General features: G+C 74.0%; 21 protein-coding genes and 1 pseudogene. 16 read left to right on the forward strand and 6 right to left on the reverse strand.

Translation table 11 applies throughout. The features are described from left to right. The first annotated feature begins 180 nt into the window (after positions 1–180). From FXF52_RS15560 to FXF52_RS15575, 4 genes are read left to right on the forward strand one after another with little or no spacing between them, the layout of a single operon-like run. On the forward strand, positions 181–2,460 hold the full coding sequence (locus FXF52_RS15560; protein WP_148797610.1) for an FAD-dependent monooxygenase: 2,280 nt from the start codon (positions 181–183) through the stop codon (positions 2,458–2,460). Positions 2,461–2,483: 23 nt separating this feature from the next. Continuing rightward, positions 2,484–2,777, forward strand: coding sequence for a putative quinol monooxygenase (locus FXF52_RS15565; RefSeq protein ID WP_255472000.1), 294 nt, complete (start codon positions 2,484–2,486; stop codon positions 2,775–2,777). Further along, on the forward strand, positions 2,774–4,000 hold the full coding sequence (locus FXF52_RS15570) for a cytochrome P450 (protein WP_148797612.1): 1,227 nt from the start codon (positions 2,774–2,776) through the stop codon (positions 3,998–4,000). Before FXF52_RS15565 ends, FXF52_RS15570 begins: the two co-directional genes overlap by 4 nt. A 54-nt stretch (positions 4,001–4,054) precedes the next feature. Then, entirely contained in the window at positions 4,055–4,717 is a 663-nt protein-coding gene (locus tag FXF52_RS15575; RefSeq protein ID WP_148797613.1) for a TcmI family type II polyketide cyclase, read from the forward strand. A gap of 45 nt (positions 4,718–4,762) precedes the next feature. Here FXF52_RS15575 and FXF52_RS41650 read toward each other — a convergent pair whose 3' ends face one another. Further along, on the reverse strand, positions 4,763–4,930 hold the full coding sequence (locus tag FXF52_RS41650) for a hypothetical protein (RefSeq protein WP_187413517.1): 168 nt from the start codon (positions 4,928–4,930) through the stop codon (positions 4,763–4,765). A 167-nt stretch (positions 4,931–5,097) separates the two neighbouring features. Here FXF52_RS41650 and FXF52_RS15580 point away from each other — a divergent pair, with 167 nt between their 5' ends. Next, entirely contained in the window at positions 5,098–5,481 is a 384-nt protein-coding gene (locus FXF52_RS15580) for a DUF1622 domain-containing protein (protein WP_148797614.1), read from the forward strand. Between the two features lie 89 nt (positions 5,482–5,570). Here FXF52_RS15580 and FXF52_RS15585 read toward each other — a convergent pair whose 3' ends face one another. From FXF52_RS15585 to ygiD, 3 genes are all read right to left on the reverse strand, one after another. Continuing rightward, positions 5,571–6,323: a hypothetical protein gene (locus FXF52_RS15585; RefSeq protein ID WP_148797615.1), complete on the reverse strand. Its 753-nt coding sequence runs from the start codon at positions 6,321–6,323 to the stop codon at positions 5,571–5,573. Beyond that, positions 6,320–6,793 carry an RNA polymerase sigma factor gene (locus tag FXF52_RS15590; RefSeq protein WP_187413518.1) on the reverse strand — a complete coding sequence of 158 codons (474 nt, stop codon included), beginning with the start codon at positions 6,791–6,793 and terminating at the stop codon, positions 6,320–6,322. Before FXF52_RS15590 ends, FXF52_RS15585 begins: the two co-directional genes overlap by 4 nt. Positions 6,794–6,878: 85 nt before the next feature. Beyond that, the gene (gene ygiD, locus FXF52_RS15595) at positions 6,879–7,748 is read right to left on the reverse strand and encodes a 4,5-DOPA dioxygenase extradiol (RefSeq protein WP_255472002.1); all 870 of its coding nucleotides are present in this window, start codon (positions 7,746–7,748) and stop codon (positions 6,879–6,881) included. A 157-nt stretch (positions 7,749–7,905) separates the two neighbouring features. On the opposite strand from ygiD, the gene FXF52_RS15600 reads away from it, so the two are divergent. The 7 genes from FXF52_RS15600 (at position 7,906) to FXF52_RS15630 (ending at position 13,818) form a co-directional block, all read left to right on the forward strand. Then, complete coding sequence (locus tag FXF52_RS15600; protein WP_255472003.1) at positions 7,906–9,969, forward strand: heavy metal translocating P-type ATPase; 2,064 nt, start codon at positions 7,906–7,908, stop codon at positions 9,967–9,969. Between the two features lie 21 nt (positions 9,970–9,990). Next, positions 9,991–10,293, forward strand: coding sequence for a GNAT family N-acetyltransferase (locus tag FXF52_RS15605; protein WP_148797617.1), 303 nt, complete (start codon positions 9,991–9,993; stop codon positions 10,291–10,293). Between the two features lie 97 nt (positions 10,294–10,390). Beyond that, on the forward strand, positions 10,391–10,792 hold the full coding sequence (locus FXF52_RS15610; RefSeq protein WP_148797618.1) for a molybdopterin-binding protein: 402 nt from the start codon (positions 10,391–10,393) through the stop codon (positions 10,790–10,792). An 11-nt stretch (positions 10,793–10,803) separates the two neighbouring features. After that, positions 10,804–11,571, forward strand: a complete 768-nt coding sequence (modA, locus tag FXF52_RS15615; RefSeq protein WP_187413520.1) for a molybdate ABC transporter substrate-binding protein — start codon at positions 10,804–10,806, stop codon at positions 11,569–11,571. Next, positions 11,568–12,368 carry an ABC transporter permease gene (locus FXF52_RS15620; RefSeq protein WP_148797620.1) on the forward strand — a complete coding sequence of 267 codons (801 nt, stop codon included), beginning with the start codon at positions 11,568–11,570 and terminating at the stop codon, positions 12,366–12,368. The genes modA and FXF52_RS15620 overlap by 4 nt, the downstream gene beginning before the upstream one ends. Then, entirely contained in the window at positions 12,365–13,426 is a 1,062-nt protein-coding gene (locus tag FXF52_RS15625; RefSeq protein WP_370517989.1) for an ABC transporter ATP-binding protein, read from the forward strand. The genes FXF52_RS15620 and FXF52_RS15625 overlap by 4 nt, the downstream gene beginning before the upstream one ends. A 110-nt stretch (positions 13,427–13,536) precedes the next feature. Further along, positions 13,537–13,818 (forward strand): hypothetical protein, encoded by a 282-nt coding sequence (locus FXF52_RS15630; protein ID WP_148797622.1) that lies wholly within the window; start codon positions 13,537–13,539, stop codon positions 13,816–13,818. 56 nt (positions 13,819–13,874) lie between these two features. Here the strand turns inward: FXF52_RS15630 and FXF52_RS15635 are convergent, their stop codons facing one another. Both FXF52_RS15635 and FXF52_RS15640 read right to left on the reverse strand, forming a co-directional pair. Continuing rightward, on the reverse strand, positions 13,875–15,647 hold the full coding sequence (locus tag FXF52_RS15635) for a sulfatase-like hydrolase/transferase (protein ID WP_148797623.1): 1,773 nt from the start codon (positions 15,645–15,647) through the stop codon (positions 13,875–13,877). 141 nt (positions 15,648–15,788) lie between these two features. Then, a pseudogene (locus FXF52_RS15640) lies at positions 15,789–16,523 on the reverse strand (CDP-alcohol phosphatidyltransferase family protein); the annotation flags it as partial. A 93-nt stretch (positions 16,524–16,616) separates the two neighbouring features. Between FXF52_RS15640 and FXF52_RS15645 the strand changes: the two are divergent. Genes FXF52_RS15645 through FXF52_RS15660 form a run of 4 tightly spaced genes read left to right on the forward strand, consistent with a single transcriptional unit; the run spans position 16,617 to position 19,844 of the window. Continuing rightward, positions 16,617–17,594 (forward strand): zinc-binding alcohol dehydrogenase, encoded by a 978-nt coding sequence (locus FXF52_RS15645; protein WP_148797625.1) that lies wholly within the window; start codon positions 16,617–16,619, stop codon positions 17,592–17,594. 3 nt (positions 17,595–17,597) lie between these two features. Continuing rightward, entirely contained in the window at positions 17,598–17,996 is a 399-nt protein-coding gene (locus tag FXF52_RS15650) for a 6-carboxytetrahydropterin synthase (protein ID WP_148797626.1), read from the forward strand. A gap of 4 nt (positions 17,997–18,000) precedes the next feature. After that, the gene (locus FXF52_RS15655) at positions 18,001–19,038 is read left to right on the forward strand and encodes a glycosyltransferase family 4 protein (RefSeq protein WP_148797627.1); all 1,038 of its coding nucleotides are present in this window, start codon (positions 18,001–18,003) and stop codon (positions 19,036–19,038) included. Further along, positions 19,035–19,844, forward strand: a complete 810-nt coding sequence (locus FXF52_RS15660) for an SAM-dependent methyltransferase (RefSeq protein ID WP_148797628.1) — start codon at positions 19,035–19,037, stop codon at positions 19,842–19,844. Before FXF52_RS15655 ends, FXF52_RS15660 begins: the two co-directional genes overlap by 4 nt. The last annotated feature ends 59 nt before the right edge of the window (positions 19,845–19,903 follow it).

Here is a 19,903-nt window from a genome sequence, read left to right on the forward strand (position 1 = left end):
GCCGCCGCCACCCGACGGGCCGTCCCCACGGCGTCACCGGTCGCGGACTTCCCGCCGCCGACCGGTGACGGCCGGTTGACGCGAACTCCGGCAGGGTGCGCAGGACGACGTCGTGGTGGTCCGGGCCCGCCGGCCTCGACAGGTCCACCGTCTCCCGCGTAGGCCGTCGAAGGAGACCTCATGATCAGGACGATGGTCCGGATGCGCGCGCGTCCGGGGTGCGAACCCGCCGTGACGGCGGCGTGGCGCACGGCCGCCGGGCGGATCGCCGGCCTGGCCGGCAACCTCCGGCAGGAACTGCTGCTCGACGCCACCGACCCGCGCGTGTTCGTCGTCGTCACCGAGTGGGCCGACGAGTCGGCCCTGCACGACTACGAGAACGGGGCCGTCGCCGCGCGCTTCGCCGGCGCCGTCCGCCCGCTGGTCGAGCCGCCCGGACCGGGCAGCTACCGGGTGATGCGCGACCCCGACGGCACGGGCTCGGCGATCTTCGTGGACGTCGAGGTCATCGTGCCGGCCGCCCGGCTCGCCGAGTTCGAGCGCGGGTACGCCGAAGTCCTCACCCGGATGGCCGGGATACCCGGGTACGTGCGCGAGGACCTGCTGCGCGAGCCCGACTCGGACGTCTTCCACATCTTCGCTGAATGGAACAGCGAAGCCGAGTTCTACCGCTGGATCGGCGACCCGGCACACGCCGAGCAGGAGGCCGGACCGATCGCACCGTTCCTTCTCGACTTCCGGCGCCGCCTCTTCCACGTCGCGGCCGAGTCCGGGAGCACATGGGCACCGAGTACGGGCAGGGAGGCCGACGTGGACAGGACAACAGACGTACTGGTCGTCGGGGCGGGGCCCACTGGGCTGACCGCCGCCGTCGAGCTGGCCCGGCGCGGCATCGAGTGCCGGGTGATCGACAAGCTGGCCACCCCGCCCGGGCAGGCGGACAAGGCGATCGGCGTGCACTGCCGCACGATGGAGCTCTGGGAGGACCAGGGCATCGTGCGGGAGGCCATGGACGCCGGGATCTGGCTGACCGGCAACATGGTGTTCGTCAACGGTGTGGAGACCCACCGGATGAGCTGGGAGCTGCCCGAGCTGCCGTACGCGCACCTCGGCCTGCCCCAGTACGAGACCGAGCGCATCCTCACCGAACGGCTCGCCACCCTCGGCGTACGCCCGCAGCGCGGCGCCGAGCTGGTCGAGTTCACCCAGGACGACGACGGCGTGCTGGCCACGGTCGCGACCGCCGACGGCGGCCGGGAGACGGTCCGAGCGAAGTACCTGGTCGGCTGCGACGGCGCGCACAGCCGGGTCCGCGAACTGCTCGGGTTGACCTTCACCGGCGGCCTCGGCCGGTTCCCGCAGCTGTTCATGCTCGGCGACGTCGACGTGGACTGGGACATGCCCGACGGCCACCTGCTCCGGTTCCTGCACGAGACCGACGGCCGGATGGACGGGATGCTGGTCTGCGTCCCGCTGCGCGGCGAGGCCCGGTACCGGATCGCCACGCTCGCGCCACCCCGGTTCTTCGCCCAGACCGGCGGCCAGGACGCCCCGCCCGGGTTCAGCGAGGAGCTGGCCGCACCGACCCTCGCCGACGTCCAGGCCGCGCTCGACCACCTGGCACCGCCCGGCACCCGGGCGTCGAACCTGCGCTGGTCGTCGGTGTTCCGGATCAGCCACGGCATCGTCGACCGCTACCGCGACGGCCGGGTGTTCGTCGCCGGCGACGCGGCGCACCTGCACCCGCCCGCCGGCGGCCAGGGCATGAACACCGGGATCCAGGACGCCTGGAACCTGGCCTGGAAGCTGGCCCTGGCGGTACGCGGACTCGCCGCGCCCGGGCTGCTCGACAGCTACGAGACCGAACGGCGCCCGGAGGGCGAGGAGATCGTCGGGCGCGCGGTCCGGATGGCCTTCACCGACGAGCTGGACCGCGAGGACCTGAAGCGCCAGTTCCTCCAGGAGATGTCCATGCTGCTCAGCTACGCGGACAGCCCGCTGGTCGGCGAGTGCCTGACCGATCCGGACGCGCTCCGCACCGGCCCGCGGCCCGGCGACCGCGCCCCCGACGTCGCCGGCCTGCGCCGGCAGGGCGTCGGACACCCGCTGCGCCTGCGCGACCTCACCCGCGGCACCCGGCACACCCTGCTGGTGTACGCGGACGGCTCCGCCGACGAGGCGGCGCTGGCCACGGTGGAGAAGCTGTACGCCGAAGTCCGCGGCCAGACGGCCGGGGAGGTCGACGGGTACCTGCTGCTCAGCCCGGACGTCCCCGCGCCGCGGCTGCTCGCGCCGCCGGTGGTCCGCGACGACGACGGCGGGTTCCGCGCCACGTACGGCGTCACCGGCACCGCCCTGTACCTGATCCGCCCGGACGGGCACGTCGGGTTCCGCAGCCAGCCGATCGACGCCGACGCGCTCCGCAAGCACCTGCACCTGGTCTTCGGCGGTGCGAAGTGACCAGGGTGCGCACGGTGCTCGCGATGCGGACCAAGGAGGGCTGCGAGGACCGTTTCGAGGCGGAGTGGCTCTCGGCCGCCGAGGAGATCCGCACGCTGGACGGCTGCCTGCACCAGGACCTGGTCCGCGACGCCGACGACCCACGCAGCTATCTGATCATCAGCGACTGGGCCGACCGGGAACGGTTGGACGCCTTCGGCCGCAGCGAGCACCGCGACCGGCTCCTGCGCATGATCCGTGAGCTGCGCGAATCCGCGCAACGGCACACCTATCAGGTGCTGCACAGCGTAGGCAGCGAGCTTGAGGAGACGAGATGACCGAGCAGGCCGTACCCGCGTCGGAGTTCTACACCGACGAGTTCGCCGCCGACCCGTATCCCAGCTTCGCGCGGCTACGGACCGACCGGCCCGTGTGTCCGGTCAGCTCGCCCCGCTTCGACCAGTACCTGATCACCAGGTACGACGACGCCAAGACTGCGCTGACCGACCCGCGGCTGTCCAAGGACCTCTACGGCCCCGGGCAGCACTACCTGCGGCTCTTCGGGCCGAACTCCGAGGGGCTGAACAAGAACATGCTCAACTCCGACCCGCCGGAGCACACCCGGCTGCGCCGGATCATCTCGCAGGCGTTCGCGCCGCGCCGGATCGAGGCGCTGCGGCCGCGGGTGGCGCAGATCGTGGACGGCCTGCTCGACAAGATCGTCCCGCAGGGTCAGGCCGAGTTGATGCACGAATTCGCGATCCCGCTGCCGATGATGGTGATCTGCGAGCTGCTCGGCATCCCCGCAGCCGACCACGCGCAGGTGCTCGACTGGACCCAGGTGATCCGCACCTCCGGGTCCTCCCGCCGCCCTCCGCAGGAGGAGCGGGCGGCCGTGCAGGAGGCCCAGCTGAAGCTGCCCGACTACCTCTTCGACCTCATGCAGGCCAAACGGGCGCACCCGGCCGACGCCATCATCGGCGCGCTGATCGACTCCTGTGACCGCGAGGGGGCGCTGTCCGAGGCGGAACTGGTCACCACCACGTTCCTGTTGCTGTTCGCCGGGCATCAGACGACCGCGGACTTCCTCGGCAACGCCACGCTGGCCCTGTTGAACCATCCCGAGCAGCTCGAACTGCTGCGTACCACGCCGCAGTTGCTGCCGGCGGCGATCGAGGAGCTGCTCCGGTTCGACGGCCCGTTGCCGGTGGCCAGCCCGCGGATCGCCACCGAGGACGTCGAGTACGACGGGATGTGCATCCCGCGCGGATCGATCGTCGGAGTGGTGATCAACTCGGCCAACCACGACCCGGCGCACTTCGCCGACCCCGATCAGCTGGACGTGCGGCGGGTGCGCGGCCCGCACCTCGGCTTCGGTCACGGCGTCCACTACTGCCTGGGCGTCTCGCTGGCCCGGATGGAGGCGCAGATCGGCCTCGGGGCGCTGCTGCGCCGGTTGCCCGGACTGCGGCTCGCCGTGCCGCTCGCCGAGGTACGCCGGCTGCCGGCCGCGTCGCCGTTCCGGGGCCTGCTGGAACTTCCGGTCACCTTCTCCGCCTAGCACCTCCGCGTCCTCGTACGCCCCCGCCACATCCCATCCACCCAAGGAGCAGCCATGGTCTTCCGGAACGTGATCGTCTGCCGCATGGTCCCCGGCAGCGAGAAAATCGTCGGCGACGTCTTCGGCCACTACGACAAAACCACCCGGCCGCAGGACCTCGGCGTCATCGGGCGGATCCTGCTGTCGCACCACGACCTCTACCTCCACGTCATCGAACGCAAGCAGGACCCGAAGGTGTCCGGCCAGACCCGCGGGCTGCCCGCGTTCCAGCAGATCGCCGAGGCCATCGCCCCCTACGTGACGCCGTACCCGAGGTACTGGACGAACCCGTCCGACTCGGTGGCGAAGGAGTTCTACCGGTGGGTGCCGGACGGGAAGGAACCCGAGGACACCACGCTGACCGTGATCGTGGGCCGGATCAAGCCCGGCGCCGAGCCCGACGTGGCGCGCGTCTTCGCCGAGTCCGACGCCGGCCCGCTCCCCGCCGAGCTGGGGGTCACCGGCCGCTGGCTGTACGCGATCGACGACGTCTACGTGCACCTGCTGGAGCAGGACGCGTCGCTCGCCGAGGCCACGCGGCACAACCACGACAAGCCGGCGTTCAGCAAGGTGATGGAGGATCTCAGCCCATACATCAGCCCGTACCGTCCGGACCTGTGGCGCGGGCCGCAGGACTCGGTGGCCAAGCCGTACTACCGCTGGCGCGCGGAGGACTGAGCGGCACGACCGCAGTGGGGGCGCCCGTGGGCGCCCCCACCGTCGTCACTCGTCGACAACGGTGTCCGTCTCGCCGTCGTGCTGGAACCGGACGGGCTGGTGCTCATCGGGCCGTGGGTTCTGGGACGGGGTGTGGTGCGGGTCCCCGTCCGGGGAGAAGAGCACGTCGTCGGTCTTGTGGCTCTTCTCGCGATCCTCTTCCGGGTCCGTCACGTCGCGCTCCTCGCCAGCTGCGCCTCGCCTGTGTTCCCACCCTAGGTGGGCGGGCCGGGCCGCCGCAGGCTTTCCCCGCCGCCCCACCCGAACTGCCGAAACCGCCCCGAAGGTGCCTGCGATGCGGAATGGTGAGTGCCGCAGCGAGCCGGGTGCGGGGGTGCGGGGTGCCGATCAGGGAGATCATCCAGCTGACCGGCGCGTTCCTGGACCTCGCCGGGGTGCTGGTCATCGCCGTGGGCGCCACCATGGCCACGGTCGTCTTCGCGCGCGGCTGGTGGCGGACCCGCCGGCTGATCGACGTCTACCCGCCCTACCGGCAGGGCGTCGGACGGGCCATCCTGCTCGGCCTGGAGTTCCTGGTCGGCGGCGACATCATCCGTACCGTGGCGGTCTCGCCCACCTTCGCCAGCGTCGGCGTCCTGGCCCTGATCGTGCTGGTCCGGACCTTCCTCAGCATCTCGCTGGAGGTGGAACTCGCGGGCCGGTGGCCCTGGCAGGGCCGAAATCCGGTGACCCGCCCGGACATCGGCTCCGGGCCGGCGCGGTAATTCCGGGCCGGCCCGGCGGAGCGGCACAGGGAGCCCCTTGACCTGCTGAAACCGGTCGCGAACTCCTGGCAGCCCACTCACCTTTTGCGCTATGAGCGCTTGGCCATGTCGCGCTCGCCACCAGGGATGGGTTGCCCGGTTGCGTCGAGCAGGGTGGCGATGATGCTCGTGGAGCGCTCGGGCACGTCGAAGGCGGCGTAGCGGGGCCCGTCCGGCCGCGCTGGCGTGGGCACCGTGGCGATTGTCTGGGTACCGGCGGCCGTGACAACCTTGATCGATCTCACGTTCGGGTGCATGGCCACCAGGTAGATCCGATCATCGGCGATATCGACGCGGCCCCACACGAAGCGCGTCGGGTCGGCCAACCAGGCGGACTCATCGACGCCACACGTCGTGTGGTCTGCTTCCCGAATGATGGGGTCCCCGTAGGCGATGCCCACGGTGTTCCACTCCTTGCCCACGGCGTTCTGGTCTTCGACCACGAGTTCGACGGCGGAAAGTGGCTGGCCACAGTCGTCAACCACCCGACCCGGAATCAGCCAGTAGCGCTCGCCGTGTGCGTCGCCGCTGAGCAGTGGGTTCTTCGGAGGAATCTGGTCGACGTACTCGGGGCCGAGAAGGAAACCCGCGGCGGTCAGCGGGATCACCAGGGCAGCCATGGCCAGAGCCACGCGGCGCCGGGTGCGTCGGGGCTTCCGCGCCGTTGCTGGCCTCTCCGACGCGGCCGGGCTTTCCGGCATGGCGGTCGCGACGCTGTGCAGGCTGCGGCGCAGCCGCCGGTCGAGGTCGGGCGGGGCCAGGGGCCTGCGTCCGGCGCGGCGCCGGATGAAAATCGTCTTCATGCCAGAGCCTTCCTGAGGCGGTCGAGGGCGCGCCGTAGGTCCGAGCGGATGGTGGCGGCGGGCCGGGAGAGGAGGTCAGCGATCTGCTGCAGTGGCAGATCGCTGTAGTAGTGCAGAACGACCACGGCGCGCTGCCGGTAGGGCAACCGCTGCACGTGAGCCCAGGTCTCGTCGATCTCCGGCTGTTCGGTAACTGGCTCGACTCGTGCGCGCAGGTGGAACAGACGCGCCCGAGCGCTGCGGCGATGCGCGTCCTGCGCCATGTTGACGATGGCGCGCTTGAGGTAGGGCACCGGCTCTTCGATCGACGACCAGCGGTCGAAGGCCGTGGCGAAAGCCTGCTGCACAAGGTCCTCGGCCTGTTCGCGCGAGCCGGTGAGCAGGTAGGCCAAGCGCAGCAGACTCACCCGATGCTCGCGATAGACGAACTCAGGTGGGGCAGGCGGCGTGGACGTCTGTACGTCGGTCACAACATCAGGTCGTCCCGGGGCCGCATTTCGTTGCAGTTTTCGGCAGGGCATGTGGCTGATCGCGCTACGCCGGCATGATCTGCGGTCAGATGTTGGCCGAGTCCGGCGGCACGTCCTTCGGCAGCGAGGGCACGCCGACGGCCCGCTCCTCCCGGTGGCAGCGGAGCCCGAGCGTGTACGCCGTCATCGACAGCGACCCGTACGCGTACCCGTCGACCAGCACGTCCGGCCGACCGTCGGCGGCGCCGGCCAACCCGGCCAGATATAGCAGCGGGATGAAGTGGTCCGGGGTCGGCACGGCCAGGTCGAAGTCGCGGTGCCCGTCCAGCCGGGCCGCCTCGGTCGGGCGGTCCCGCATGATGTCCCGGGCCGCGTCGTCGAAGCGCCGCGCCCAGTCGAAACCCTCGTCGGTCAGCCGCGGATCCACCCCACCCAGGTTGTGCACCACGTTGCCGCTGGCCACGACGAGGACGCCGCGCTCGCGCAGCGGCGCGAGCCGGGCGCCGAGGTCGAGGTGGTAGTCCAGCGGCTTGAACGCGTTGATACTGAGCTGCACCACCGGGATGTCCGCGTCGGGGAAGGCGTGCGTCAGCACCGACCAGGTGCCGTGATCGATCCCCCACGAGTCGAGGTCGGCGCCGACCCAGGTGGGATGCACCGCGTCGCTGATCTCCTCGGCCAGTTCGGGCAGCCCGGGCGCCGGGTAGCGCACGTCGAACAGCGCCTGCGGGAAGCCGTAGAAGTCGTGGATGGTGCGCGGCCGGGGCATCGCCGTGACGGCGGTGGCGCCGATGTACCAGTGGGCCGAGACCACCAGGATCGCCCGCGGCCGGGGCACCGCTTGGCCGAACTCCCGCCAGGCGGCCGTGTAGCGGTTGACCTCCAGGGCGTTCATCGGATTGCCGTGCCCGAAGAACGCCGCCGGCATCACCGTCTCCGTCGTCTGGCTGCTCATGCCGCCCCCCCCGGCTCGTCGTGAGCCGAGGGTAACCCGCGGCGCGCGTCCCTACCGGCGCGCTGCCCTCCCCGGCACCCGTTGGTCCGGTCGTTTGCACCGGCTGCGGCGCGCCGGGAACGTAGCGTGCGAAGGGAATCCGCGGGAGGCGAGGCCGGTGGAGCACAACGGCGGGCAGCACGGCGGCACCCGTGCCGCGAACCCGCAGCACCGGCACGACGAGCACGCCGGCCACGACCCGGCGATGTTCCGCCGCCGGTTCTGGCTCTGCCTGGCGCTGACCGTCCCGATCGTGCTCACCAGTCACCTGGTGATGAGCTGGCTGCACTACTCGCTCGACGTCCCGGGCGTGTCGTGGGTGGGCCCGGTGCTCGGCTCGGTGGTGTTCGGATACGGCGGTTGGCCGTTCCTGGTCGGGGCCGTCCGGGAGGTGCGGGACCGGGCGCCCGGCATGATGCTACTGATCGGGATGGCGATCACCGTGGCGTACCTCGCCTCGGTGGCGACCACCGTCGGCGTCTTCCACCTCGACTTCTGGTGGGAGCTCGCCGCACTGGTCACCATCATGCTGTTCGGCCACTGGCAGGAGATGACGGCGATCGGTCAGGCGCGCGGCGCCCTGGCCGCGCTGGCCGCCCTGCTGCCCGACGAGGCCGAGCGGGTCGGGCCGGACGGCGCCGGGCAGCGGGTGGCGGTGGCCGAGCTGCGGCCGGGTGACCTGGTGCTGGTCCGCCCCGGCGGGCGGGTACCCGCGGACGGGCACGTCGTCGAGGGCGCCGCCGAGCTGGACGAATCGATGATCACCGGGGAGTCGCGGCCGGTGCCGCGTGGGACCGGGGACCGGGTGGTGGCGGGCACGGTGGCCACCGACTCGGCCCTGCGGGTACGCGTCGACGCGGTGGGGGAGGACACCGCGCTGGCCGGCATCCAGCGGCTGGTCGCCCAGGCGCAGCAGGCCGGCGGCCGGGCTCAGGCGCTCGCCGACCGGTTCGCCGCGTGGCTGGTCTACGTCGCCACCACGACCGCGCTGGTCAGCCTGGTCGTCTGGGCCGCCCTGGGTCGGGTCGACGAGGCCGTGGTACGCACCATCACCGTGCTGGTGATCTCCTGCCCGCACGCCCTGGGCCTGGCCATCCCCCTGGTCATCGCCCTGTCGACCAGCGTGGCGGCCCGGGTCGGGATCCTGGTGAAGGACCGCCTGTCGCTGGAGCGGATGCGCAGCGTGGACGCGGTGCTGATCGACAAGACGGGCACGCTCACCAAGGGGCAGCACACGGTGACCGGGGTCGCCGCCGCCGACGGCGTCGCCGAGGACGAGGTGCTGCGGCTGGCCGCGGGGGTGGAGGCCGACAGCGAGCACCCGCTCGCGCGGGCCATCGTCGCGGCGGCCCAGCGGGTCGGCCCGGCCGCCGGCACCGACTTCCGCTCGCTGCCGGGACGCGGGGTGCGGGCCACCGTGGCCGGGACCGCGTACGCGGTGGGTGGGCCCGCCCTGCTGCGGGAACTGCCCGCCGAGGTTCCGGACGGGCTGCGCCGCGCCGACGCGGAGTGGGCGGCGCGGGGCGCCGCCGTGCTCTACCTGGTCCGCCTCGACGACGCCGCGCGGGTCGTCGGCGCGCTGGCGCTGGAGGACGAGGTACGCCCCGAGGCCCGCGAGGCCATCGTCGAGCTGCGCCGGCTCGGGGTCCGGAAGATCGCGATGATCACCGGCGACGCCCGCCCGGTGGCGGAGGCGGTCGCGGCCGACCTCGGGTTCCGGCCCGGCGTGGACGAGGTGTTCGCCGAGGTGCTGCCCGCCGACAAGGACGAGATCGTGGCTGGCCTGCGAGAGCGTGGCCACCGGGTGGCGATGGTGGGCGACGGCGTCAACGACGCGCCGGCGCTCGCCCGCGCCGATGTCGGGCTGGCCATCGGCGCCGGCACGGACGTGGCTATCGAGTCGGCCGGGGTGGTGCTCGCCTCCTCCGACCCGCGCGGTGTGCCGGCCGCGGTCCGGCTGTCCAAGGCGTCCTACCGCAAGATGGTGCAGAACCTGATCTGGGCGGCCGGCTACAACGTGGTGGCGATTCCGGTGGCCGCCGGTGTCTTCGCCTGGGCCGGTGTCTCGCTCAGCCCGGCCGCAGCGGCCGTGCTGATGTCCGCGTCGACGATCGTCGTCGCCCTGAACGCCCAGACGCTGCGGTGGGTGCGGCTGACCCCCGGGGACCCGGGGGCCCGCTGACCGCCGTGGTTGGATGGTGGCGTGCAGTTCACCGTGACAGACGTGCCCGAGCGGGAGCGCTTCGAGGCGCGGGACGAGGCGGGCAAGCTCGCCGGGCTGGTCACCTACCAGCTGACCGGCAACATCATCGCCTACACCCACACCGAGGTCGACCCGGAGTTCGAGGGCCAGGGTGTGGGGTCGACCCTGGCCCGGACGGTGATGGACGACGCGCGGGCCAAGGGCCGGACGGTGGTGCCGATCTGTCCGTTCCTCAGCGGGTGGCTCGAGAAGCACCCCGAGTACGAGAACATCGTGGTCCGGTCGACCCGCAAGATCAGGTAGCCGCCGCAGAAGCCACCCCTGAGCCCGGGTGGTCCCTCGAATCTGCGAGCGCCATCTGGTCTTCCCTGCCGCAGGTGCGAGCAGCTAGGGTGACCGCGTGACGGTGTTCCGGATCGGCGAGGCCGCCGAGCTGCTCGGGGTCAGCGCGGACACGGTCCGCCGCTGGATCGACGCCGGCCGGCTGGCAGCGAGCCGCGACGAGCACGGCCACCGGGTGATCGAGGGAGTCGACCTGGCCGCGTTCGTCCGCGCCCCGGGGCACCCGGAACTGTCCTCCGCGCGCAACCGGCTGCGCGGGATCGTCACCGCGGTGATCAAGGACACCGTCATGGCCCAGGTCGACATCCAGGCCGGGCCGTTCCGGATCGTGTCGCTGATGAGCCGCGAGGCGGTCGACGACCTCGACCTCCAGGTCGGCTCGGTGGCCGTCGCCGTGATCAAGTCGACCACCGTCGTGGTGGAACGCGCCCCTACCACGAAGGGGAGGACCAGCCCATGACGCTGCGGTGGATCCGCGCCGCCCTCGCCGGGGTGGCGGCGCTGGCCCTCAGCCTGACCGGCTGCGGCGGCGACGAGCCGACCGCCCAGGACGGCGGCGGCCGGGTGACCGTCTTCGCCGCCGCCTCGCTCACCGAGTCCTTCACGACGCTCGGCCGGGACTTCGAGGCCGCGCACCCCGGCACCACGGTCGTCTTCAACTTCGCCGGCAGCTCGGCGCTCGCCACACAGATCACCCAGGGGGCCCCGGCCGACGTCTTCGCCGCCGCCTCGCCGGCCACCATGAAGACCGTCACCGACGCGGGCGACGCCGCCGGCGCCCCGGTCACCCTGGTCCGCAACCAGCTCGTCATCGCCGTACCCAAGGGCAACCCGCACCGGATCGCGGGCCTGGCCGACCTGGCCCGGCCCGGGGTGAAGGTGGCGCTCTGCGCCGAGCAGGTGCCCTGTGGCGCGGCAGCGAAGATGGCACTGGAAGCCGCCGCCGTCAAGCTCACCCCGGCCACGCTCGAACAGGACGTCAAGGGCGCGCTGGCCAAGGTCAAGCTCGGCGAGGTCGACGCCGCGCTGGTCTACCGCACCGACGTCCGGGCGGCCGCCGCCGAGTTGGACGCGGTCGAGTTCCCCGAGTCCACCCGCGCGGTCAACGACTACCCGATCGTGGTGCTCAAGCGGGCCGACAACCCGGCCGGCGCGCGGGCCTTCGTCGACTACGTCCGCTCCGCCGCGGGCCGGACCGTGCTCACCGCCGCCGGCTTCCAGGCCCCGCCGGACCAGTGACCCGTACCCCGCGCCCCCGGCAGCGGGTACCGCTGGCCCTGCTGCTCCCCGCCGGGCTCGGGCTGCTGTTCCTCGTCCTGCCGCTGGTCGGGCTGCTGGCCGGGACGCCGTGGAGCACGCTGCCCCGGCGGCTGGCCCAGCCGGGCGTGCTTACCGCGCTGCGGCTGTCGCTGGAGACCGCCACCCTCGCCATGCTGCTCTGCGTCGCCCTCGGCATACCCCTGGCCTGGCTGCTGGCCCGGGTGCGGTTCCCCGGCCGGCGGCTGATCCGGGCCCTGGTCACCGTGCCGCTGGTGCTGCCCCCGGTGGTCGGCGGGGTGGCGCTGCTGCTGGTGTTCGGCCGGCGCGGCCTGCTCGGCTCCTGGCTGGACGCCACCTTCGGGGTCACCCTGCCGTTCACCACCGCCGGGGTGGTGCTCGCCGAGGCGTTCGTCGCCATGCCGTTCCTGGTCATCGCCGTGGAGGGCGCGCTGCGCGGGGCCGACCCGCGGTACGAGGAGGCGGCCGCCACCCTCGGGGCCGGGCGCTGGACCACCTTCACCCACGTCACGCTGCCGCTGGTCGCCCCCGGAGTCGCGGCCGGAGCGGTGCTGTGCTGGGCCCGCGCGCTCGGCGAGTTCGGCGCGACGATCACCTTCGCCGGCAACTATCCCGGCCGGACGCAGACCATGCCGCTCGCCGTCTACCTGGCCCTGGAAACCGACCTGCAGGCCGCGATCGTGCTCAGCCTCATCCTGCTCACCGTCTCCGTCGCCATCCTCGCCGGGCTGCGCGACCGGTGGGTGAGCGCCCCGTGACCACCCCGCCGCTGCTCGACGCGCACCTGGTCGCCGACCGGGGCGCCTTCCACCTCGACATCCGGCTGCGGATCGCGGCGGGAGAGGTGGTCGCCCTGCTCGGCCCGAACGGCGCCGGCAAGACCACCGCCCTGCGTGCCCTGGCCGGGCTGCACCCACTCACCGCCGGGCACCTCACCCTCGCCCAGGTCGATCTCGACCGGCCCGACCGGCGGGTGTGGGTGCCGCCCGAGCGGCGGCCGGTGGGCGTGGTGTTCCAGGACTACCTGCTCTTCCCGCACCTGAGCGCACTCGACAACGTCGCGTTCGGGCCGCGCCGGCACGGCGCCGACCGGCGTACCGCCCGAGCCCGGGCGGGAAACTGGCTGGACCGGGTCGGCCTGGGCGGGCAGGCCCGACACAAGCCGCGGCAGCTCTCCGGCGGGCAGGCCCAGCGGGTCGCCCTGGCCCGGGCCCTCGCCGTCGAGCCGACCCTGCTCCTGCTCGACGAGCCCCTCGCCGCGCTGGACGCGCGTACCCGGCTGGACACCCGCGCCGAACTCCAGCGGCACCTCGGCGACCATCCCGGCGCCACCCTGCTGGTCACCCACGACCCCCTCGATGCCCTGGTGCTGGCCGACCGGCTGGTCATCGTCGAGCACGGACGGGTGGTCCAGGAGGGCGACGCGGCGAGCGTCACCGCCCGCCCGCGCACCGACTACGTCGCCCGGCTGGTCGGCCTCAACCTGCACCGGGGCCGGGCCGACGGGCACCGGGTCACCGTCGGCGGGCTCACCCTCACCGCGGCGGACACGGTGCACGGGGACGCCTTCGTCGCCTTCCCACCCGCCGCCGTCGCGCTGCACCCGGTCCGCCCCGACGGCAGCCCACGCAACGTCTGGCCGGCCACCGTGACCGGGGTGCAGCGGCACGGCGACAACCTGCGCGTCCAGCTCGACGGGCCGGTCGCGGTGGCCGCCGACGTCACCCCCGCCGCGGCCGCCCAACTGCGGCTGCACCCCGGCCAGCCGGTCTGGGCGGCGGTCAAAGCGGCGGAGACGCGGGCATACCCGGCCTGAGAAACCCCTGAGTGACGGACGCCTCATGGACGGTCACCGGTCGGCCGGGGCAGGTTTGACGTCAAACTGCTCGGTCATCGGACGACGGAGTGACGACGAAAGGGGAAGGGGTGCCCGAGACGACCCGCATTCGGCCCAGTCACGACGCCGTACTGCCGGACGACGTGACCGACCCGCTGCTGTGGCGGGTGGCGTACGACGTGGCCGCCGCTCACCGACCCGACGCCACGGGCGTCTGCACCAGCCTGCTCTGCGTCGACCAGGGCGCGCCCTGCGCGCCGATGGTCTACGCCCGCCGGGCGATGCGGGTGGCCCGCGGCGGCGGACAGCGACCCGCGACCCGGGAGACGCCCGACCCGATGGCCAGCGACCAGCGGCGCGACGCCGCCTGACGACGACGCGCCCGGCGACCCGCGGGGTCGCCGGCACTCGCCGTGGAGCGGCCGGCTCAGTGGGTTGGGCCGAAGGCGGCGAGGAAGCGGTCCCGGAAGGCGTCCATCGGCCACACCGGGGCCTGCTGCCCGGGGCGCAGGCCGTCCTGCCAGCCCCAGCCGGCCACCCGGTTCAGCACCCTCGGGTCCGCCGCCACGATGGTGATCGGCACGTCCCGGCTGGCGTGCTCGCCGGTCACCGGCGCCGCCGGCTGGTGGTCGCCGAGGAAGACCAGCACCAGGTCGTCCCCGCCGTACGTCAGCACGTACGAGACCAGGGTGCGCAGGGTGTACTCGATCGACTGCCGGTAGCCGGCGCGGATCGCCGCGCTGTCCCGCTGCACCGGGCCCTCGATCCGGGCCCGGTGGTAGATCGTGCCGTCGCCGACCGCCGTCCAGGGCACCGGCTGGGGGATCGCCGACCACGGCGAGTGGCTGGAGATCAGCGGGATCTCCGCCATCAGCGGGGCGTGCGGCTTCGCCCGCTCCAGCCGCTGGAAGGTGGCCAGCGCGTACTGGTCGGGCATCGGCGCGTAGCTGAACTTGGGACCGCGGTAGGCGAGCCGCTCGGCACCGTAGTAGCGGTCGAAGCCGAAGAACTTCCCCTCCGGCCACGGTTGGGTGGCGGCCGGCATCACCCCGACCGTCTGCCAGCCGGCCCGGTGGAACGCGCCGCCCAGCGTGAGCCGGTTGCCGGCCAGCAGGTCGCGGTGGCGCTGGTCGTTGTCGACCCACAGCCCGGAGAGCAGCGTGTCGTGCGCCAGCCAGCTGCCGCCGCCGAAGGTGGGCGAGCGGAGGAAGCCGCTGCGGGCGTCGTACCCGGCCGCGCGCAGCCGGCGGTAGCCGTCATCGAGCACCGCGTTGACGCCCGGCGCGAGCCCGGGGGCCTCGACGGCGTCCCGGCCGTAGCTCTCCACGAACGCGACCAGCACGTCCTTGCCGCGCAACCCGGTCAGCAGCCGGTCGCCGGGGACGTCCCGGTACGCGTCGACGGACGCCTCCCGGGCGAACGCGACACGGTCCCGCAGCCCGGCGCGGAACTGCCCGGCGTGCGCCGCGACCAGCCTGGTGGCGTCCCGGTCGGCGACCGGAACGCCGGCGAGCCGGACCCCGAACAGGGCACAGCCCAGCCAGAGCACCGACAGCGCCGCGACCACCCGTACCGAGGCGGCCCGGTGCCGGGCGACCACCCGGGCCAGCCGCAGCGCACCCCGGGCCACCAGGACCGGCAGGCCGACGGCGAGCAGCAGCGCCCCGGCCGCTGCGGCGACCGCGCCGGCCCGGCCGACCGAGTCGGCCAGGAATCCGAAGCCGTCGTCGAACAGCCCCCAGTCGAGCAGCACGTCGAACGGGCGGTCGCGGGCCACGAAGAAGCCCATGTCCAGCAGCTTGAGCAGGACGAGCAGCCCGAGCACCAGGCCGAGCAGCAGCGCGACCGGCCGGCGGACCCGGGCCGGAAGCACCAGCAGCAGTCCCGCCGCGACCAGCCCTTCCAGCGGGATCCGCAGGAACGCGCCCGGTCCGAGCCGGTGCGGCTCGTCGGGTACGACCAGCGCCGCCAGCACGAGCATCGCGGCGAGCCCGGTGCCCGCCCCGGCCAGGATCCGGCGCCCCCGCGACGCCGCCACCTCGCGTGGCGCGGTCGCCTCCTCCGGCGTGATCGCCCCGCCCGGCAACATCGGCTCCTCCGGCGGTCCGAGCTCCCCGGGCGAGGTTGCCGAGGCCGGGGTGCGGGGCGGCGGGACGGGCGGGCCCGCGGCCAGCCGCCGCCGGGAGATGAGGGGTGACACGGCGAGGTCCTTCTCTGCGGGGGTGAGAGGGGGGCGTCAGACCGGCTGGTGAGCGGCGATCCGGGCGGGAACGGGCGCCGGCCGTGCGGGATGACCGCCCGGCACGGCCGGACCGACCACGTCGACGGGGACGGCCGCGGACGGTGCCGGCCGCACTGGGGCAAGCGCCCCGACCGAAGTGGTGGCGCGGGCCGGGCGGTGCCGCCACAGCCAGGCCACGTCACGGCCGAACGACTCGATCAGCAGGGCCAGCGCGCCGGCGACCAGCGCGGCGGTCGCCACCGGCGGCAGCAGGTGACTCGCCGCGACCGCCAGCACCACGCCCTGGACCGCCGCGACGACCTTGCGCCAGTACCGGGGCGGCAGGCTGCCGCGCATCCAGGGCAGCGCCCAACTCGCCGCGACGAAGGCGTACCGCATGCCGCCGATGGCCAGCACCCAGCCGCCGATCGACGGCGCCACGTGGGCGCTGAGCACGAGGATCAGGAACGCGTCGACCTCCATGTCGAACCGCGCACCCAGGGCGCTGGCCGTGCCGGTGCGCCGGGCCACCAGACCGTCGACCGCGTCCAGCGCCAGCGCCACGGCGGTCAGCGGGACCAGCACCGCCGGCGCCGGCCCAGCCCCGCCGGGCACCACGAGAGCCAGCACCCCGCCGACCAGCAGCGCCCGGGCGAGCGTCACCCGGTCGGCGGGACCGAGCCGCCGCGCGCCGCTCACGCGCAGGCCGCGCCACAGCAGGCCGCAGAGCACCCCGCCGTACGCCAGGCCGGCGGCCCAGCCCGCGACGCCGATGCCCACCGTGCCGGCGAGCCCGGCCAGCAGGGCGAACTGAGCGATCAGCCCGACCAGTGGGCCGTTTCGAACCGTGGACACTCTGCCTCCGTGTCTATGATCGACAACCCCTGTCCATCAACACGGAGAACTCGGCCGCCCGGTTCGGTCCGGACGTGGAGAAGAGGAGCACTGGTGACCCGGGAAGCTCGCGCCTTCTGGCTCCGCGCCCCCGGCGAGGGTGAGCTCCGCCCGGTCGACCTTCCGCCGCCCGGCCCCGACGAGGTGCTGGTCCGCGCCCGCTACTCCGGCGTCAGCCGGGGCACCGAGACCCTGGTCTTCACCGGCCGGGTCCCCACCGACCAGTACGCCACCATGCGCGCCCCGTTCCAGGAGGGCGACTTCCCGGCCCCGGTCAAGTACGGCTACCTGAGCGTCGGCACCGTCGAGGAGGGCCCGAACGCGCTGCGCGGGCGGAACGTCTTCTGCCTGCACCCGCACCAGACCCGGTACGTGGTGCCGGCCGACGCCGTGGTGGTCGTACCCGAGAACGTGCCGCCGGCCCGAGCGGTGCTGGCCGGCACGGTGGAGACGGCGGTGAACGCCCTCTGGGACGCCGCGCCGCTGGTCGGCGACCGGGTGACCGTGGTCGGCGCGGGCATGGTCGGCTGCTGCGTGGCCGCCCTGCTGGCCCGCTTCCCCGGCGTACGCACCGAGCTGGTCGACGCGGACCCGGCGCGGGCCGAGGTGGCCGCCGCGCTCGGGGTCGACTTCGCCCTGCCCGCCTACGCGACCGGCGACCGGGACCTGGTGGTGCACGCCAGCGCCACCGCCGAGGGGCTGCAACGCTCGCTCGACCTGCTCCGCCCGGAACGCACCGTGCTCGAGCTGAGCTGGTACGGCGACCGCCCGGTCACCCTGGCCCTGGGCGGCGCGTTCCACTCGAAGCGGCTCGGCATCCGCAGCAGCCAGGTCGGCACCGTCTCGCCCCGGCGGGGCGACCGGAGCTACGCCGACCGGCTGGCGCTGGCCCTGGAGCTGCTCGCCGACCCGGTGTTCGACGCGCTGCTCACCGGCCCGTCCCGCTTCGCCGAGCTGCCCGACGTGCTCGACCGGCTGGCCTCCGGCCGGCTCCCCGCGCTCTGCCACCTCATCACCTACGACGAGGAGTGATCCGTGTTCAGCGTGACCGTCCGGGACCACATGATGGTCGCCCACAGCTTCCGGGGCGAGGTGTTCGGCCCGGCCCAGCGGCTGCACGGCGCCACCTTCGTCGTCGACGCCACCTTCCGCCGGGAGGAGCTGGACGCCGACGGGATCGTGGTCGACATCGGCCTGGCCACCGAGCAGCTCAAGGCCGTGCTCGGCGAGCTGACCTACCGGAACCTGGACGACGAGCCGGCCTTCGCCGGGGTGAACACTACCACCGAGGTGCTGGCCCGCACGGTCGCCGACCGGCTCGCCGACGCCGTGCACGCCGGCCGCCTCGGCGCGGGCGCCCGCGGCCTCGCCGGGATCACCGTCACCCTGCACGAGTCGCATGTCGCCTGGGCCAGCTACGAGCGGTCGCTGTAGCCGGATGAGCGTCGTCCACGTGGTGCTGCCGGGCGACATCGACGACCCGGCCACCCCCAGCGGCGGCAACGCGTACGACCGGCGGGCCTGCCACGGTCTGGCCGCCCTCGGCTGGACGGTGCGGGAGCACCCGGTGCCCGGCGGCTGGCCGCATCCCGGGCCGGGGGAGCGGGCCGCCCTCGCCGGGCTGCTCGCAGGGTTGCCCGACGGCGCGCTCGTGCTGCTCGACGGGCTGGTCGCCTCGGTGGTGCCCGAGGTGCTGGCGCCGCACGCCCGGCGGCTGCGTCTGGTGGTGCTGGTGCACCTGCCGCTGGAGGACGAGGTCGAGGGGGCGGCCCTGGCGGCGGCGGCCGGCGTGGTCACCACCAGCGAGTGGACCCGCCGCCGGCTGCTCGACCGGTACCCGCTCCCGGCCGAGCGGGTGTGGGCCGCCCCGCCCGGCGTGGACCCGGCACCGCTCGCCCCTGCATCGCCGGGCGGCGGCCGGCTTCTCTGCGTCGCGGCGGTCACCCCGGTCAAGGGGCACGACATGCTCGCCGCCGCCCTGGCCACGCTCGCCGACCTGCCCTGGACCTGCGACTGCGTCGGCGCGCTCACCCGCGATCCCGGTTTCGTCGACCGGCTCCGGCGGCAGCTCACCGACGCCGGCCTGGCCGACCGGGTCCGGCTGCCGGGCCCCTGCTCCGGCGCCGCCCTGGCCGCCGCGTACGCCGGTACCGACCTGCTGGTCCTGCCGTCCCGGCAGGAGACCTACGGAATGGCGGTCACCGAGGCGCTCGCGCGGGGCGTACCGGTGCTGGGCAGCGCGACCGGCGGGCTGCCGGAGGCGCTCGGGCACACCCCGGACGGCGCTCGCCCCGGCCTGCTCGTATCCCCCGAGGACCCCGCGGCGCTGGCCGAGGCGCTGCGGCGCTGGCTCACCGGACCGGATCTGCGCGCCCGGCTGCGCGGCGCGGCCCGGCAGCGGCGGGACACCCTGACTGGCTGGACGGTCACCGCGGAGCGCGTGGCGGCGGCCCTCAGGGAGACGACGGCGGCATGACCACGCTACTTCCCCCCGATTTCGCCGACTGGCTGCGGCTGCGCGAGCCCGCCGACGCGGCGGCGCGCTCGGCCGAACTGGTCGACGCGGTCCGCCGCCGTCTGCCCGCCCACCGGCCGGTGATCGTGCACGACCTCGGCAGCGGCACCGGCTCGATGGTCCGCTGGCTCGCGCCCCGGCTGCCCGGACCGCAGCACTGGGTGCTGCACGAGCGGGACGCCGACCTGCGGGCGCACGCCGCCGTCGACCTGATCGCCGCCGCCGACGGCCGCCCGGTCACGGTGCGGACCTGCGGCTCCGACATCACCCGGTTGCGGGCCGCCGACCTCGCCGACGCCCACCTGGTCACCGCGTCGGCGCTGCTGGACATGCTCACCGCCGAGGAGATCGAGCGGATGGCGGCCGCCTGCACCGGCCGCCCTACCCTGTTCGCGATCACTGTGCTCGGCCGGGTCGAGTTCACCCCGGCCGATCCGCTCGACGCCGAGTTCGCCGCCGCGTTCAACGCCCACCAGCGCCGGACCGTCGACGGTCGGACCCTGCTCGGGCCCGACGCGGTGGCCGCCACGGTGGCGGCCTTCCGCCGCCGGGGCGTCGACGCCCAGGTCCGGGCCAGCCCGTGGCGGCTCGGCCCGGACCAGGCGGCGCTCACCGCCGAGTGGCTGGTCGGCTGGCTCGACGCGGCCGTGGCGGAGCGGCCGGAGCTGGCCGGGGCGGCCGGGTCCTACCGGGACCGGCGGCTGGCCGAGGCGGCGACGGGCCGGCTGCGCGTGGTGCTGCACCACGCCGACCTGCTGGCCGGGTGAACCGCGCAGCACTGCGGCACGTGACAACAGGGGAACACAGGGAGGACCGGTTGTCACAT

The organism is Micromonospora sp. MP36, from assembly GCF_008119785.1.
Taxonomy (GTDB): domain Bacteria; phylum Actinomycetota; class Actinomycetes; order Mycobacteriales; family Micromonosporaceae; genus Micromonospora.